This is a genomic window from Telluria sp. PB2R4, from assembly GCF_059685695.1.
Window position 1 is genome coordinate 26,740 of sequence record NZ_JCASIC010000014.1, and the last position, 15,762, is coordinate 42,501.

Consider the following 15,762-nt stretch of genomic DNA (forward strand, 5'->3'; position numbering starts at 1 on the left):
GGCGTATCCAATCAACGTCATCCCGAAAGGTTAAGCATGAGCCACCACTCCGCCGGCGCCGCGTTCCGCAAGGCAGTCCAGGAAGAATCCCCGCTGCAGGTCATCGGCGCCATCAACGCCAACCATGCGCTGCTGGCCAAGCGCGCCGGCTACCGTGCGATCTACCTGTCGGGCGGCGGCGTCGCCGCCGGTTCGCTGGGCCTGCCGGACCTCGGCATCTCCGGCCTGGAAGACGTGCTGATCGACGTGCGCCGCATCACCGACGTGTGCGATTTGCCGCTGCTGGTCGACATCGACACCGGCTTCGGCGCCTCGGCCTTCAATGTCGCGCGTACCGTGCGCTCGCTGATCAAGGCCGGCGCCGCCGCCTGCCATATCGAAGACCAGGTCGGCGCCAAGCGCTGCGGCCACCGTCCGGGCAAGGAAATCGTCGGCAAGGACGAGATGGTGGACCGCGTCAAGGCCGCCGCCGACGCGCGCACCGATGAGAATTTCGTGATCATGGCGCGTACCGATGCGCTGGCCGTGGAGGGCCTGGACGCCGCCATCGAGCGCGCTGTTGCCTGCGTGGAAGCCGGCGCCGACATGATCTTCCCCGAGGCGATCACCAGCCTGGAGATGTATAAACAGTTCGCCGATGCCGTCAAGGTGCCGGTGCTGGCCAACATCACCGAATTCGGCGCGACCCCGCTGTTCACCCTGGACGAACTGCGCAGCGCCAATGTGGGCCTCGCCCTGTACCCACTGTCGGCCTTCCGCGCCATGAACAAGGCGGCCGAGAACGTCTACAACGCGATCCGCCGCGACGGCACCCAGCAGAATGTGATCGACACGATGCAGACCCGCGCCGAACTGTACGACCGCATCGACTACCACAGCTACGAGCAGAAACTCGACGCGCTGTTCGCCCAGAAAAAATCCAAATAATCGACGAGATAGAGATTCAGGAGATTCACGCATGAGCACCCAGAACAACGATACCCCAACGTTCAAGCCGAAGAAATCGGTGGCCCTGTCCGGCGTCGCCGCCGGCAATACCGCACTGTGCTCGGTCGGCAAGACCGGTAACGACCTCCACTACCGCGGCTACGACATCCTGGACGTCGCCACCACCTGCGAATTCGAGGAAATCGCCTACCTGCTGGTGCACGGCAAGCTGCCTACCCAGGCAGAACTGAAGGGCTACAAGGCCAAGCTGAAATCGCTGCGCGGCCTGCCGCAGGCAGTCAAGAGCGCGCTGGAAGCGCTGCCGGCCGGCGCCCACCCGATGGACGTGATGCGCACCGGCGTGTCGGTGCTCGGCTGCACGCTGCCCGAGAAGGACGACCACAACGTCCCGGGTGCGCGCGACATCGCCGACCGCCTGATGGCATCCTTCGGTTCGATGCTGCTGTACTGGTACCACTTCAGCCATTCCGGCAAGCGCATCGACGTGGAAACCGACGACGATTCGATCGGCGGCCACTTCCTGCACTTGCTGCACGGCGAAAAGCCGCGCGACTCCTGGGTGCGCGCGATGCACACCTCGCTGATCCTGTATGCGGAACACGAGTTCAACGCTTCCACCTTCACCTCCCGCGTGATCGCCGGTACCGGCTCCGACATCCACTCGGCCATCACCGGGGCCATCGGCGCGCTGCGCGGTCCGAAGCACGGCGGCGCCAACGAAGTGGCGCTGGAGATCCAGAAGCGCTACGAGAACGCCGACGAAGCCGAGGCGGACATCCGCAACCGCGTGGCGAACAAGGAAGTCGTGATCGGCTTCGGCCACCCGGTGTACACCATCAGCGACCCGCGCAACGTGGTGATCAAGGAAGTGGCGCGCTCGCTGTCCGCCGAGGGCGGTTCGATGAAGATGTTCGACATCGCCGAGCGCCTCGAATCGGTGATGTGGGAAGTCAAGAAGATGTTCCCGAACCTGGACTGGTTCTCGGCCGTCTCGTACCACATGATGGGCGTGCCGACCGCCATGTTCACGCCGCTGTTCGTCATCTCGCGCACCTCCGGTTGGGCCGCGCACGTCATCGAGCAGCGCATCGACAACAAGATCATCCGCCCGAGCGCGAACTACGTGGGTCCGGAAGACCTGCAGTTCGTGCCGATCGCGGATCGCAAGTAAATCAGGCAATCATGAATACCAATCACCGCAAACCCCTTCCCGGCACCGGCCTGGATTACTTCGACACGCGCGCCGCGGTCGACGCCATCCAGCCCGGCGCCTATGACACGCTGCCCTATACCTCGCGCGTGCTGGCCGAAAACCTGGTGCGCCGCTGCGACCCGGCCGGCATGACCGATGCGCTCAAGCAGATCATCGAACGCAAGCGCGACCTCGACTTCCCGTGGTTCCCGGCGCGCGTGGTCTGCCACGACATCCTGGGCCAGACCGCGCTGGTCGACCTGGCCGGCCTGCGCGACGCCATCGCAAGCCAAGGCGGCGACCCCGCCATGGTCAACCCGGTGGTCCCGACCCAACTGGTGGTCGACCACTCACTGGCCGTCGAATGCGGCGGCTTCGATCCGGACGCTTTTGCGAAGAACCGCGCCATCGAGGACCGCCGCAACGAAGACCGTTTCCACTTCATCGAGTGGACCAAGAAGGCCTTCCAGAACGTCGACGTGATCCCGCCGGGGAACGGCATCCTGCACCAGATCAACCTGGAGCGCATGTCGCCGGTCATCCAGTCGGAACAGGGCGTGGCCTACCCGGACACCCTGGTCGGCACCGACTCGCACACCCCGATGGTCGACGCGCTGGGCGTGATCGCGATCGGCGTGGGCGGCCTGGAAGCCGAGAGCGTCATGCTGGGCCGCGCCTCATGGATGCGCCTGCCGGACATCATCGGCGTCGAGCTCACCGGCAAGGCACAGCCGGGCATCACCGCCACCGACATCGTGCTGGCGCTGACCGAGTTCCTGCGCAAGTCGAAAGTGGTCTCCGCCTATCTCGAGTTCTACGGCCAAGGCGCGTCCAGCCTGACCCTGGGCGACCGCGCCACCATCTCGAACATGGCCCCGGAATTCGGCGCCACCGCCGCGATGTTCTACATCGACGAGCAGACCATCAAGTACCTGCGCCTGACCGGCCGCGAAGAAGAGACCGTGCAGCTGGTGGAATGCTATGCCAAGCAGGCCGGCCTGTGGGCCGACAGCCTGGCGACCGCGCAGTACGAGCGCACCTTGTCCTTCGACCTGTCGACCGTGGTGCGCAACATTGCCGGACCGTCGAATCCGCACAAGCGCGTGCCGACCTCCGAGCTGGCCGCGCGCGGCATTTCGGGCGTGGTCGAAAATGAGCCGGGCCTGATGCCGGACGGCGCCGTGATCATCGCGGCGATCACCAGCTGCACCAACACCAATAACCCGCGCAACATGATCGCGGCCGGCCTGATCGCGCGTAACGCCAACCGCGCGGGCCTGTTGCGCAAGCCCTGGGTGAAAAGCTCGCTCGCGCCCGGCTCGAAAGCCGTGGCCCTGTACCTGGAAGAAGCCGGCCTGATGCCCGAGCTGGAGAAGCTCGGCTTCGGCGTGGTGGCCTTTGCCTGCACCACCTGCAACGGCATGAGCGGCGCGCTCGACCCGGTCATCCAGCAGGAGATCATCGAACGCGACCTGTACGCAACCGCCGTCCTGTCGGGCAACCGCAACTTCGACGGCCGCATCCACCCCTACGCCAAGCAGGCCTTCCTGGCATCGCCGCCGCTGGTGGTGGCCTATGCGATCGCCGGCACCATCCGCTTCGACATCGAGAAGGATGTGCTGGGCGTGGACGCTGCCGGTCGCGAGATTCGCCTGGCCGACCTGTGGCCGAGCGACGCCGAGATCGACGCCGTGGTCGAGAACAGCGTCAAGCCGGAGCAGTTCCGCAAGGTGTATACGCCGATGTTCGCGCGCGTGGCCGACGATGGCAGCAAGGTCAGCCCGCTGTATGACTGGCGCCCGCAAAGCACCTACATCCGACGTCCGCCGTATTGGGAAGGCGCGCTGGCCGGCGAGCGTAGTCTGGCGGGCATGCGTCCGCTCGCGGTCCTGGGCGACAACATCACCACCGACCACCTGTCGCCGTCGAATGCGATCATGCTCGATTCGGCGGCCGGCGAATACCTGGCCAAAATGGGCCTGCCGGAAGAAGACTTCAACTCCTACGCGACCCATCGCGGCGACCACCTGACCGCGCAGCGCGCCACCTTTGCCAACCCGACCCTGAAGAACGAGATGGTGCGTGATCAGGCGGGCGCAGTGAAAGCTGGATCTTTGGCGCGCATCGAGCCGGAAGGCCTTGTCACGCGCATGTGGGAAGCCATCGAGACCTATATGGAGCGCAAGCAGCCGCTGATCGTGATCGCCGGCGCCGACTACGGCCAGGGCTCCTCGCGCGACTGGGCGGCCAAGGGCGTGCGCCTGGCGGGCGTGGAAGCGATCGTGGCCGAAGGCTTCGAGCGCATCCACCGCACCAACCTGGTCGGCATGGGCGTGCTGCCGCTCGAGTTCAAGCCGGGCGAGAACCGCCTCACGCTGGGCATCGACGGCACCGAGACCTTCGACGTGGTCGGCGAGCGGACGCCGCGTGCGGAGCTGCTGCTGGTGATCCATCGCCGCAGCGGCGAGCGGGTGGAGGTGGCGGTGACCTGCCGTCTCGATACCGCCGAGGAAGTGGCGATCTACGAGGCGGGCGGGGTGCTGCAGCGTTTCGCGCAGGATTTCCTCGAGTCGTCGGTGCCTAAAGTAGCTGCATAACCCGTGGGGTGGGCGTAATTCCGGGCATTGCCCGAAATTACCCCGCCCACCCTGCAAAAACGGACAATGTAATGGCCTTTATCCCCCAAATCAAAATCCCCGCCACCTACATGCGCGGCGGCACCAGCAAGGGCGTCTTCTTCCGCCTGCAAGACCTCCCCCCAGCCGCCCAGAGCCCCGGCCCGGCACGCGACGCGCTCTTGCAACGCGTGATCGGCAGCCCCGATCCCTACGCCAAACAGATTGACGGCATGGGCGGCGCCACCTCGAGCACCAGCAAGGCCGTGATCGTGGCAAAGAGCGAACGGGCGGACCACGACGTCGACTACCTGTTCGGCCAGGTCGCCATCGACAAGCCTTTTGTCGACTGGAGCGGCAACTGCGGCAACCTGTCGTCGGCGGTCGGCTCGTTTGCCATCGCCGGCGGCCTGGTCGACCCGGAGCGCATTCCGCAAAACGGCATGGCGCTGGTGCGCATCTGGCAGGCCAACATCGGCAAGACCATCATCGCCCACGTCCCGGTCACGAACGGTGAAGTGCAGGAGACCGGTGAGTTCGAACTCGACGGCGTGACCTTCCCGGCAGCCGAAGTGCAGCTCGAATTCCTCGACCCGGCGGCCGAGGAGGAGGGCGGGGGCGGTGCGATGTTCCCGACCGGGAACCTGGTCGACGAGCTGGACGTCCCCGGTATCGGCACCGTGAAGGCGACCATGATCAATGCCGGCATCCCGACCATTTTCGTCAATGCGGAAGCGCTCGGCTACGACGGCACCGAGCTGCAGGAGGCCATCAATGGCGACCCGCGCGCCCTGGCCATGTTCGAGACCATCCGCGCCCACGGCGCGCTGCGCATGGGCCTGATCTCCAGCATCGAGGAAGCGGCCAAGCGCCAGCACACCCCGAAAGTGGCCTTCGTCGCCAGGCCGGCCGCCTACATCGCCTCCAGTGGCAAACAGGTCGCCGCCGGCGACGTCGACCTCCTGGTGCGCGCGCTCTCGATGGGCAAGCTGCACCACGCGATGATGGGCACGGCCGCGGTGGCGATCGGCACCGCCGCCGCGATCCCCGGCACCCTGGTCAACCTGGCGGCGGGAGGCGGTGAAGGTGCGGAACACAAGCGCGCAGCCGTGCGCTTCGGCCATCCGTCCGGCACCCTGCGGGTGGGGGCGGAAGCGGTGCAGGCGAACGGCGAGTGGAGTGTTGCCAAAGCGATCATGAGTCGCAGCGCGCGCGTGCTGATGGAAGGCTGGGTACGCGTCCCGGGCGATGTTTTCAAGTCCGATTGAAATGGCGCGACTGATGGGCCACAACAACATGGCCCATTTTTTGTGCTTGTTAGTTTTGGAACATCAGGGCTTTGTGGTTTATGATTGCTAAAAGGCAAGTTAGCCGCCAGACAATCAAGAATCACCATGGACCGACACTCCGGCGAGCTTTCGCTCGCAGCCGGCACCGCCCCGGCAGAGGCGCGCGATCTCGAGCACGAGATGCTGCGCATTGCGCTGCGCGACCAGCACGCCATCCTGGAAAACGCGCCGGTGGGGATCGTGTTTACGCTGCCGGGCCAGTTCAAGTCGTGCAACCCGCGCATCTGCGAGATGCTCGACTATTCGTACTCTGAGCTGAGCCGGCTGCGTCCAGTCGACATCTTCGCCTCGCCCGAAGCCTACCAGGCGCTGGTGGCCGAAGCCTATCCGGTGCTGGCCACCGGAGGGCTGTTCGAGAAGGGCGAACATCCGTTCCGCCGGCGCGACGGTTCGATCATGTGGGCGCGCCTGCGCGGCCGCGCGGTCGATCCGGCGGCACGCGAGGCCGGCACCATCTGGATCGCCGAAGACGTGACCGACGTGCGCCAGACGCTGTTCGAGGTGAAGGCGATCATGCAGAACGCCACCATCGGCATCATGTACACGCGCAACCGGATCATCCAGCGCTACAACCCGGCCTTCTCCACCATGTTCGGCTACCGCGACGGCGAAGCGCTGGGGCGCTCGACCCGCATCGTCTACCCGGACGAGCAGTCCTTCGAGGAGTTCGGCCTGAATGCCTACCCGCAGCTGGCGCGCGGGGCTCCCTACCGCGCGGAGACCGAATTCGTGCGCAAGGACGGCTCGCGCATCTGGGGGCAGCTCAACGGCTACCTGTTCAGTCCCGAAGACCCGGAGCTGGGCGCGGTCTGGATGTTCGAAGACCGCACGCGCGAGCGCCTGGATGAAATCCAGCTGCGCAACGCGCTGATGGAAAACCGCGCCATCCTGGACAACGCGGTGCTCGGCATCGCGGTGGTCGAGGACGGCGTCACCCTGCATTGCAACCGCAAGATGGAAGAGCTGTTCGGCAGCGCCGCCGGCGGCATGGACGGGGCCCCGGTGCGCACGCTGTACCCGGACGCGGCCAGCTGGACGATGGCGCGTGTCGACACCGCGCGCAGTTTCCAGGCCGGCCAGGCGCACACGGCGGAATACCGCATGGCGCGCCGCGACGGCACGCTGTTCTGGGCGCGCCTGTCGGGCCGCCTGGTCGATGCCGCCGAGAAGGGCGGGCGCAGCGTCTGGCTGATCGACGACGTCACCGCGCGGCGCGAGGCGGCCGATGCGATCCGCCGCGCGCGCGACGAGCTCGAGATCCGCGTGGCCGAGCGCACCGCCGAACTGGCCGGGGCGAACGCGCTGCTGCAGGAAGAAATCGCGGAGCGCCGCCAGGCCGAGGCCCGCGTGCACCACATGGCCTACCACGACAGCCTGACCGGGCTGCCGAACCGCGCGCTGCTGTCCGACCGGCTCGAGTGCGCGTTGCGTGCGGCGCAGCGGAACTTCACACAGGGCGGACGCAAGCTGGCGCTGATGTTCCTCGACCTCGACCGCTTCAAGACCATCAACGATTCGCTCGGCCACGCCACCGGCGACCAGCTGCTGCGCGAAGTCGCGCGGCGCCTGTGCACGGCGGTGCGCGACAGCGACACCGTGGCGCGCCTGGGCGGCGACGAGTTCGTGGTGCTGCTGCCGGACGTCGGCGAGGCCCAGGACTGCGCGCTGGTCGGCGACAAGATCATCGAGGCCCTGGCCACCCCGTTCCCGCTGGACGGCCACAGCCTGCACATCACGCCCTCGATCGGCATCTGCCTGTGCCCGGACGACGGCGACGACGTCGAGACCCTGATGCGCCATGCCGACGCCGCGATGTACCACGCCAAGGCGCTGGGCCGCAACAACTACCAGTTCTTCGACCAGCGCATGAACCAGGCGGCCGCGCGCCGCTTCGCGCTGGAATCGCACCTGCGCGGCGCGCTGGTGCGCGGGCAATTCGAACTGCACTACCAGCCCATCATCGACAGCGCCACGCGGCGCCTGCATGCGCTCGAGGTGCTGCTGCGCTGGCGCCGGGGTGGTGACGACTGCCTGGTAGGACCGGACGAGTTCATCCCGATCCTGGAAGAGAACGGGATGATCGTGCCGGTCGGCGAATGGGTGATCCGCGCCGCCTGCGAACAGGGCATGGCGTGGCAGCGCCAGGGCCTGCTCGCCGTGCCGCTGGCGATCAACCTGTCGGCGCGCCAGTTCATGCACGACGGGCTGGTGGAGTCGATCTCCCGCATTGTCGGCGAAACAGGCATCGACCCCGCGCTGCTGGAATTCGAACTCACCGAAACCGCGCTGATGCAGCAGGGCGGGCGCACGCTCGAGATCCTGCGCCGGATCAACGGCATGGGCATGCGCCTGTCGATCGACGACTTCGGCACCGGCTATTCGAGCCTGGCCTACCTGAAGCGCTTCCCGGTCCGCAAGATCAAGATCGACCGCGCCTTCGTGCGCGAGCTCGAAGCCAGTGCGGAAGACCGCGCCATCGTGGCGGCCGTGATGGCGCTGGCCAACAGCCTGGGACTGTCGGCGGTGGCGGAGGGCGTCGAGACCGAAGGCCAGTACGCCCTGCTGCGCGGCTACGGCTGCCAGTTCGCGCAGGGCTACCTGTTCGCGCGGCCGCTGCCGGCGGGAGAGGTCGCGCGGCTGCTGGCGTCGTAGGGTGGGCGGCTTTGCCGCCCACGCGTTCAAATTACGTGCGCATATTTGCAGCGCGACTTTTCACCTGTTTGTTGAACGCGTGGGCGTAATTCCGGGCACTGCCCGAAATTACCCCGCCCACCCTACATGTCGAGCGTCGCTACCACCGGCGCGTGATCCGACGGCTGCTCCCACTTGCGGGTCTCGCGGTCGATGTGGCAGGCGGTGCAGCGCTGCGCCAGCGCGTCGCTCAGCAGGATATGGTCGATGCGCAGCCCGCGGTTGCGGCGGAAGGCCAGGTTGCGGTAGTCCCACCAGCTGTATTGCTTGTCCGGCTGCTCGAACAGGCGGAAGGCGTCCGCCAGGCCGAGGGCCATCAGCTGCTGCAAGGCCTCGCGCTCCGGCGGCGTGAAGTGGATGTGGTTTTCCCATTCCGCCGGGTCGTGCACGTCACGTGCTTCCGGTGCGATGTTGTAGTCGCCCAGCACGCCCAGCTGCGGGTGTATCCGCATTTCCTCGGCCACCCAGCGCTGCAGGCCGTCCAGCCAGGCCATCTTGTAGGCGAATTTTTCGCTGCCGATTTCCTGGCCATTGACCACGTAGGCGCAGATGATGCGCATGCCCCCGACGGTGGCGGCGATCAGGCGCTGCTGCTCGTCCTCGAAATGCGGATTGTTCTTCTGGACGTCCTCGATCGGATGCTTCGACAGGATCGCCACGCCGTTGTAGGTCTTCTGGCCGCTGAAGGCGACCTGATAGCCGGCGGCATTGATTTCGCCAAGGGGGAATTTGTCGTCGGTGAGCTTGGTCTCCTGCAGGCACAGGACGTCGACCGGGTTGGCTTCGAGCCAGGTGAGCAGGTGCGGCAGGCGGACTTTCAGCGAATTGACATTCCAGGTGGCGATTTTCATGTGGCGCGAGAGCAGGTGGCGAAGGCGGCATGATAACCGTTCCGGCCGCCGTCGCATATTCGCCCATTATCCCGAAACCATGCCTGTCGAATAAACCACATTAATATGACAGTTGTATTTATGCTAGTCACACAGCAATTGTTATTAAACGGCCACTAACATTGTGTGCCGTATAAGAGCGTATGCTAGAATAACTTAATAGAATACTAAAGAAGTTGACGAATATATGTCGTGCGGGCTGTGAAATCGTTCGCAAAAGAATTAAACTAGCGTCAGAGCATTTAACACTGTTTCTGTACGGGAATATACTAATTGCGCTAGTGCAACTAATCTTGTACTATTTGCAGACTCTCAAACAAGTTCGGTTGCCGCTGTTTCGCCTTCGTGCGGACGTGTTGGCACGGTGCAAAATGGTACTATTCGAAATCTTGTTTTTTCGATAGCAAATGAACGCGAACGCTGATTTACAAAGGACAGAAATGCGCACTGCATTCGAAGCGTGGGCCCAACGCGAAGGCCATATCACTCGCCGCCGCGAAGACAAGCCCGAGGAATACCTCGTCTATGAAACCCAGCGTCGCTGGGTCATCTGGCAGGCTGCCCTGACGCATGGCGCCAAGGCCGCGGCCGAGGCCCCATCGAAGTTCGCCCGGGAAGCCGAACACAAGCCTGCGGTCACGCAGGACGAGGCGGCGGTACGCAACCGCGTGCTCAACGAAGTGCTCGACGCCTTCAGCGAACTGGACGAAGCCGCCGGCATGGAAGGCGTGCTGAAGGTCATCCAGAGCCTCAAGAAGCAGAAGAGCCTGGCCGACACCAAGGCCTGATGCCTCCACGGCGCTACCGCCACTACAAGGGCGGCATCTACGAGCTGGTCTGCGAAGCCGTGCTGGAAGCGGACCACACGCCCGTGATGGTGTACCGCGGCCTCGATGGCGCCGTCTGGGTGCGTCCGCGGGCCGCTTTCTTCGAGACTATCGATGTCGACGGTGCTGCCGTGCCGCGCTTTTCGCTGCTTCCGTCCGCGTTTCCAGACGAATAAAAACAAACCCTTCAGCATTTGCCGTCGGCTGCCGTTAATGGTGGCATGAAGCATAGCCCCGTGGGTCCCATGTCGCGTCTTTCCCTCTTGCTCCTGGCCGTGCCGCTGGTCCTGGGCGGCTGCGCCACCGTGTCCGATTCACCCCTGCAGCAGCTCGAACTGCACGCCGTGCTCGACTACAAGGAGATCGGCGGCGTAGGCTGTATCCTGAGCAACGACATGGGCCGCTGGTTCGTCGTCGCGCCGGGACGGGTGACGGTGACGCGCAGCACCCAGCCCTTGCAGGTCAGCTGCAAGAAGGACGGCGCGGGCATGGCCTGGGAACGCATTGAATCGCGCGTGGAAGTAGCCGGACTGGCGGGGAACGTGGTGATCAGCGCCGGTGTCGGGCACCTGGTCGATCGCTATACGGGCGCGGGGTTTGCATATCCGGCCAATCTGACCGTGCTGATGGAGCCCGTGCAGTCGCAGCAAGACCTGGTGGCGGCGCAGAAGGTCGAGAGCCGGGTGTTTTAAGCCTGGGTAGGTTCCAAAACAAATCAGCCCCGCATGCGGGGCTGATTTTTTTTGATGAAATAATATTTCACCCATCCGCCTGCGATGAAAGGATATTTCATCGCAGGGCGTCCGGCAGCTTACACGCGATTCATCAGGAAGGTGGTCAGGAGCGGAACCGGTCGGCCGGTCGCACCCTTGGCGGCGCCCGACTTCCAGGCGGTGCCGGCGATGTCCAGGTGGGCCCAGGTGTACTTGCGGGTGAAGTTCTCCAGGAAGCAGGCCGCGGTGATCGAGGCCGCGCCCGGGGTGCCGATGTTGGCCAGGTCGGCGAAGTTCGACTTCAGCTGCTCGTTGTAGTTCTCGCCCAGCGGGAAGCGCCATGCCACGTCGCCGGCCTGCTTGCCGGCGTCCAGCAGTTCCTGGGCCAGCGCGTCGTGCGCATCGTCGTGACGGGTGAACAGGCCGCTGGTGTGGTGGCCGAGGGCCACGATGCAGGCGCCGGTGAGGGTGGCGATGTCCACCACGACGGCCGGCTTGAAGCGCTCGGCGTAGGTGAGGGCGTCGCAGAGGATCAGGCGGCCTTCGGCGTCGGTGTTCAGGATTTCGATGGTCAGGCCGTTCATCGAGGTCACGATGTCGCCCGGCTTCGACGCGCGGCCCGACGGCATGTTCTCGCAGGCCGCCACGATGCCGATCACGTTCAGCTTCAGTCCCATCTCGCCAATGGCGCGGAAGGTTCCCAGCACCGAACCGGCGCCGCACATGTCGTACTTCATTTCGTCCATGCCGGGACCGGCCTTGATCGAGATGCCGCCGGTGTCGAAGGTGATGCCCTTGCCGACCAGCACCGTCGGTGCATCCTTCTTGCTGCCGCCCATGTGCTTCAGGACGATGAACTTCGGCGCTTCGTCGCTGCCCTTGGCCACCGACAGGAAGCTGCCCATCTTCAGCGCCTCGAGCTGCTTGCGCTCCAGGACTTCGATCTCGAAGCCGAATTCGTCGGCCAGCCGGCGCGCGGTAGTGGCCAGGTAGGTCGGCGTGCAGACGTTCGGCGACAGGTTGCCCAGTTCCTTGGTCAGCGCCATGCCGTTCGAGATGGCGACGGCCTGCGCCAGCGTGCCCTTGAGCTGGGTGGCGGCGTTGGCGGCATCGGCCGCGATGGTGATCTTGCGCACGCCGGCAAGGGCCGGGTCCTTCTTGCTCTTCTGGGTATCAGTACGGTGTTCGGTCTCATTGGCCGCGATCACAAGTGCGCGCACTGCCCAATTGATGTCACGGTCTTTCACATCCGCCAGCGGGAATGCGATAATGGCATCCTGGCTGCCCAGCGTGGCGAAGACCTTCAAGGCTGCGCCAACCGCGCTGCCGTAGCTCTTTTCGCTCACTGCCTCGATCGAGCCCATGCCCACCAGCAGCACGCGGGCCGCGCTGACGCCACTCACGCCGCGCAGCAACAGGGTCGAACCGGCCTTGCCGCTGATGTCGCCGGACTTGACCGCCGCGGTGATCTCGCCGCTGGCATCCAGCGCCTTGGCAGCCTGCGACAGCGTCTTGTTTTCGAACACGGCCACCGCCACGACGCCGGCTTTCGCGGCGGCCAGGGTGGTCTTGGTGTCGAATGCTTTTATGCTAAAGTCCATTTTTGTTTCTCCGGTTTGATTTTCGCGGCCCATTTGCATACTACGTGCCTAACCTGCAATTATAGCTATTATTGAATGATCTTTCGACGCGCCCTGCAACGTGAATTGGTCAGCTCGGCCGGCGCCACCTTTACGGTGCTGTTCACGATCCTGGTCACCTGGACCCTCATCAAGGTCCTCGGCACGGCCGCCGGCGGCAAGGTCGATCCAGCCGACGTGCTGGCCCTGATCGGCTTTGCCATCCTTAATTATCTTCCGACCATCCTGACCCTCACGGTCTTCATCTCGGTGCTGGCCGCGGTTACGCGCAGCTACCGCGATTCCGAAATGGTCGTCTGGTTCGCCTCCGGCATGTCGCTGCGGCGCTGGATTCGTCCGGTCCTCAGCTTCGGCCTGCCGATCCTGGCGGTGGTCGCCGCGCTGTCGCTGCTGGCCGCGCCCTGGGCCGCGCTCAAGCGCATCGAATTCGTCGAGCGCTTCCAGAAGCGCGAAGACCTCAAGCGCGTGGCGCCCGGCCAGTTCCGCGAATCGTCATCAAGCGACCGCGTGTTCTTCGTCGAACGTTCAACCACCGGCGCCACCGTGGTGCAGAACGTGTTCGTCAATTCGCAGGACGGGGCCCGCAGCTCGATCGTGGTCGCCAAGGAAGGCGTCATCGAGACCGACGCCAGGGGCGCCCAGTACCTGGTGCTGAGCAACGGCCGGCGCTACCAGGGCACGCCCGGACAGGCCGACTTCCAGTCGATGGAGTTCGAGCGCTACAAGATGCGGGTCGCGACCAGGGCGCCGGTGCTCGGCACCGACACGCCCAGCAACGCGCTTCCCACCTCGGTGCTGCTGCAGCACCATAACCAGTACACCCGCGCCGAGCTGCTGGCGCGCATCTCGGCGCCGATCATCTGCCTGGTGCTGATGCTGCTGGCCATCCCGCTCGGCTTCGTGAACCCGCGCGCCGGCAGTTCGGCCAACATGATCCTGGCGCTGCTGATCTTCTTCACTTACCTGAACCTGAACAAGATGATGGAGAACAGCGTCAAGCGCGGCAAGCTCGAGTTCGAGATGGCCTGGTGGCCGCTGCACCTGGCGGCCGGGCTGACCGTGGCGGCGCTGTTCGCCTGGCGCCTGAACGTCAACCACCGCTGGCATCCGCTGGCCGTGATCGGCGCCTGGAAGCGGCGCCGGTTGGCAAGGCAGGGCAAGGCCACGGTGGCGCAGCCGCTGGCGAAGGTGGAGGCCGAATGAGCATCCTGCAACGCTACTTCGCGGTCAACATCGCCCAGGCGGTGAGCTTCGTGCTGGTCGCCTTCCTCGCCCTGATCTCGTTCATGGACCTTACCGGCGAACTGCCGTCGGTGGGCAAGGGCGGCTACGAATTCCAGCATGCGCTGATGTACGTGCTGCTGCTGGTGCCGGGCAACGTGTACCAGGTGATGCCGGTGGCGGCCCTGATCGGCACCATCTACACGATGGCGCAATTCGCCTCCAGCTCCGAGTTCACCATCATGCGCGCCTCGTCCATGTCGACCCGCATGGCGGGCTGGATGCTGTTCAAGGTCGGCGTGGTGTTCGTCGTGATCACCTTCATCTTCGGTGAACTGATCACCCCGCGTACCGCGCCGCTGGCCGAGCGCTTACGCCTGGCGGCCAAGGGCTCGGCCCTGTCCGCCGACTTCCGCTCCGGCATGTGGACCAAGGACAGCATCCATGCCGATGGCGTCAAGGGCCCGGTGGTGGGCACGCGTTTCTTCAATGTGCGCCAGATCCGGCCCGACGGCCAACTGGTGGACGTGCGCCTGTACGAGTTCGACGCCAATATGCGCATGCGCGCCCTGATCACCGCCAGCGGCGCCAGCTACAGCGGCAACAACACCTGGCGCCTGACCGGCGTCACCGAGACCCTGTTCTCCAACAGCCGCGCGCTGCCGGCGCCGGGCACGCCGGTGCCGCAGGGGCAGTCGATCGCCGCCATCTTCGGGCAGGAGACCGCCGCCGTCGCCACCCGCAAGGCCGACACCCTCGACCTGGCCTCGGAGATCACCCCCAAGATCCTGTCGGTATCGCGTTCCGAACCCGAGCGCATGTCGGCCAGCGAACTGGCCGTGTACACGCGCCACCTGGCCGAGAACCGCCAGGAGACCGAGCGCTTCAAGGTGGCGTTCTGGAAGAAGATCATCGATCCGCTCTCGATCATGGTCCTGATGGCGCTGGCGCTGCCCTTCGCCTACCTGCACACGCGCAGCGGCGGCGTGAGCCTCAAGATTTTCGTGGGCATCATGATCGGCGTGAGCTTCCTGCTGCTGAATGCATTATTCTCGAATCTCGGCGCGCTGACGGCGCTGCCGGCCTTGTTCACGGCGGCCGCGCCCAGCCTGTTGTTCCTGCTGCTGGCGATCGGCGCCCTCATGTGGGTGGAACGACACTGATGACACGTGCACTGGTTCTCTTCGCACACGGCGCGCGCGCCCAAACCTGGGCCGCGCCCTTCGAGCGCCTGCGCGACCAGACCCGGGCCAGGTTGCCCGGCGTGCAGGTGACGCTCGCCTTCCTGGAACTGATGGAGCCGCGTCTGCCGGCGGCGGTCGACGCGCTGGTCGCCGACGGTGCCGACGACATCACGGTGGTGCCGGTGTTCCTGGGGCAGGGCGGGCATCTGCTGCGCGACCTGCCGGAGCTGGCCGACGGCATTCGCGCCGCGTATCCGGGCCTGCGCCTGCGGGTCGCGGGAGCGATCGGCGAAGACCCGGGCGTGCAGGCGGCAATGACGGATTACTGCGTCCGCTCCTTGCTGGATTAATATTATCCATACGTAATATTGATGAGCATGGCGACAAGGTGCTTGCCGCTTCTGCCAATATTTCGTTGCCTTTGTGCGTCTTGATTGGTGGAAATTTAATTTCCGTCTTTAAATAAAAAGTTCCGTACGGCATCATTGTTCC

Annotated in this window: 13 protein-coding genes; 11 read left to right on the forward strand and 2 right to left on the reverse strand. The window is 65.1% G+C overall.

The annotated features are described in order from the left end of the window. The first annotated feature begins 36 nt into the window (after positions 1 to 36). From prpB to AC56LU_RS20235, 5 genes are all read left to right on the forward strand, one after another. Entirely contained in the window at positions 37 to 927 is an 891-nt protein-coding gene (prpB, locus tag AC56LU_RS20215; protein ID WP_497177406.1) for a methylisocitrate lyase, read from the forward strand. Between the two features lie 31 nt (positions 928 to 958). Continuing rightward, the gene (gene prpC / locus AC56LU_RS20220) at positions 959 to 2,119 is read left to right on the forward strand and encodes a bifunctional 2-methylcitrate synthase/citrate synthase (RefSeq protein ID WP_497177407.1); all 1,161 of its coding nucleotides are present in this window, start codon (positions 959 to 961) and stop codon (positions 2,117 to 2,119) included. An 11-nt stretch (positions 2,120 to 2,130) separates the two neighbouring features. Then, the gene (gene acnD, locus AC56LU_RS20225) at positions 2,131 to 4,737 is read left to right on the forward strand and encodes a Fe/S-dependent 2-methylisocitrate dehydratase AcnD (protein WP_497177408.1); all 2,607 of its coding nucleotides are present in this window, start codon (positions 2,131 to 2,133) and stop codon (positions 4,735 to 4,737) included. 71 nt (positions 4,738 to 4,808) lie between these two features. Further along, a complete protein-coding gene (prpF, locus tag AC56LU_RS20230; RefSeq protein ID WP_497177409.1) occupies positions 4,809 to 6,023 on the forward strand; it encodes a 2-methylaconitate cis-trans isomerase PrpF in 1,215 nt (404 codons plus the stop codon). 126 nt (positions 6,024 to 6,149) lie between these two features. Continuing rightward, positions 6,150 to 8,756 (forward strand): sensor domain-containing protein, encoded by a 2,607-nt coding sequence (locus AC56LU_RS20235; RefSeq protein ID WP_497177410.1) that lies wholly within the window; start codon positions 6,150 to 6,152, stop codon positions 8,754 to 8,756. 122 nt (positions 8,757 to 8,878) lie between these two features. Here the strand turns inward: AC56LU_RS20235 and xth are convergent, their stop codons facing one another. Continuing rightward, entirely contained in the window at positions 8,879 to 9,646 is a 768-nt protein-coding gene (xth, locus tag AC56LU_RS20240) for an exodeoxyribonuclease III (protein ID WP_497177411.1), read from the reverse strand. 479 nt (positions 9,647 to 10,125) lie between these two features. Here xth and AC56LU_RS20245 point away from each other — a divergent pair, with 479 nt between their 5' ends. The 3 genes from AC56LU_RS20245 to AC56LU_RS20255 all read left to right on the forward strand — a co-directional run bounded on the left by AC56LU_RS20245 (position 10,126) and on the right by AC56LU_RS20255 (position 11,204). Beyond that, a complete protein-coding gene (locus AC56LU_RS20245; protein ID WP_497177412.1) occupies positions 10,126 to 10,473 on the forward strand; it encodes a phiTE_015 family protein in 348 nt (115 codons plus the stop codon). Continuing rightward, positions 10,473 to 10,688, forward strand: a complete 216-nt coding sequence (locus AC56LU_RS20250) for a DUF1653 domain-containing protein (protein ID WP_497177413.1) — start codon at positions 10,473 to 10,475, stop codon at positions 10,686 to 10,688. Before AC56LU_RS20245 ends, AC56LU_RS20250 begins: the two co-directional genes overlap by 1 nt. A gap of 69 nt (positions 10,689 to 10,757) precedes the next feature. Further along, positions 10,758 to 11,204: a hypothetical protein gene (locus AC56LU_RS20255; protein WP_497177414.1), complete on the forward strand. Its 447-nt coding sequence runs from the start codon at positions 10,758 to 10,760 to the stop codon at positions 11,202 to 11,204. Positions 11,205 to 11,323: 119 nt separating this feature from the next. Here AC56LU_RS20255 and AC56LU_RS20260 read toward each other — a convergent pair whose 3' ends face one another. Continuing rightward, a complete protein-coding gene (locus tag AC56LU_RS20260; protein WP_497177415.1) occupies positions 11,324 to 12,826 on the reverse strand; it encodes a leucyl aminopeptidase in 1,503 nt (500 codons plus the stop codon). Between the two features lie 75 nt (positions 12,827 to 12,901). Here AC56LU_RS20260 and lptF point away from each other — a divergent pair, with 75 nt between their 5' ends. From lptF to AC56LU_RS20275, 3 genes are read left to right on the forward strand one after another with little or no spacing between them, the layout of a single operon-like run. Beyond that, positions 12,902 to 14,068, forward strand: coding sequence for an LPS export ABC transporter permease LptF (gene lptF / locus AC56LU_RS20265; RefSeq protein ID WP_497177416.1), 1,167 nt, complete (start codon positions 12,902 to 12,904; stop codon positions 14,066 to 14,068). After that, the gene (gene lptG, locus AC56LU_RS20270) at positions 14,065 to 15,249 is read left to right on the forward strand and encodes an LPS export ABC transporter permease LptG (RefSeq protein ID WP_497177417.1); all 1,185 of its coding nucleotides are present in this window, start codon (positions 14,065 to 14,067) and stop codon (positions 15,247 to 15,249) included. Before lptF ends, lptG begins: the two co-directional genes overlap by 4 nt. Continuing rightward, the gene (locus AC56LU_RS20275; protein ID WP_497177418.1) at positions 15,249 to 15,620 is read left to right on the forward strand and encodes a sirohydrochlorin chelatase; all 372 of its coding nucleotides are present in this window, start codon (positions 15,249 to 15,251) and stop codon (positions 15,618 to 15,620) included. Before lptG ends, AC56LU_RS20275 begins: the two co-directional genes overlap by 1 nt. The last annotated feature ends 142 nt before the right edge of the window (positions 15,621 to 15,762 follow it).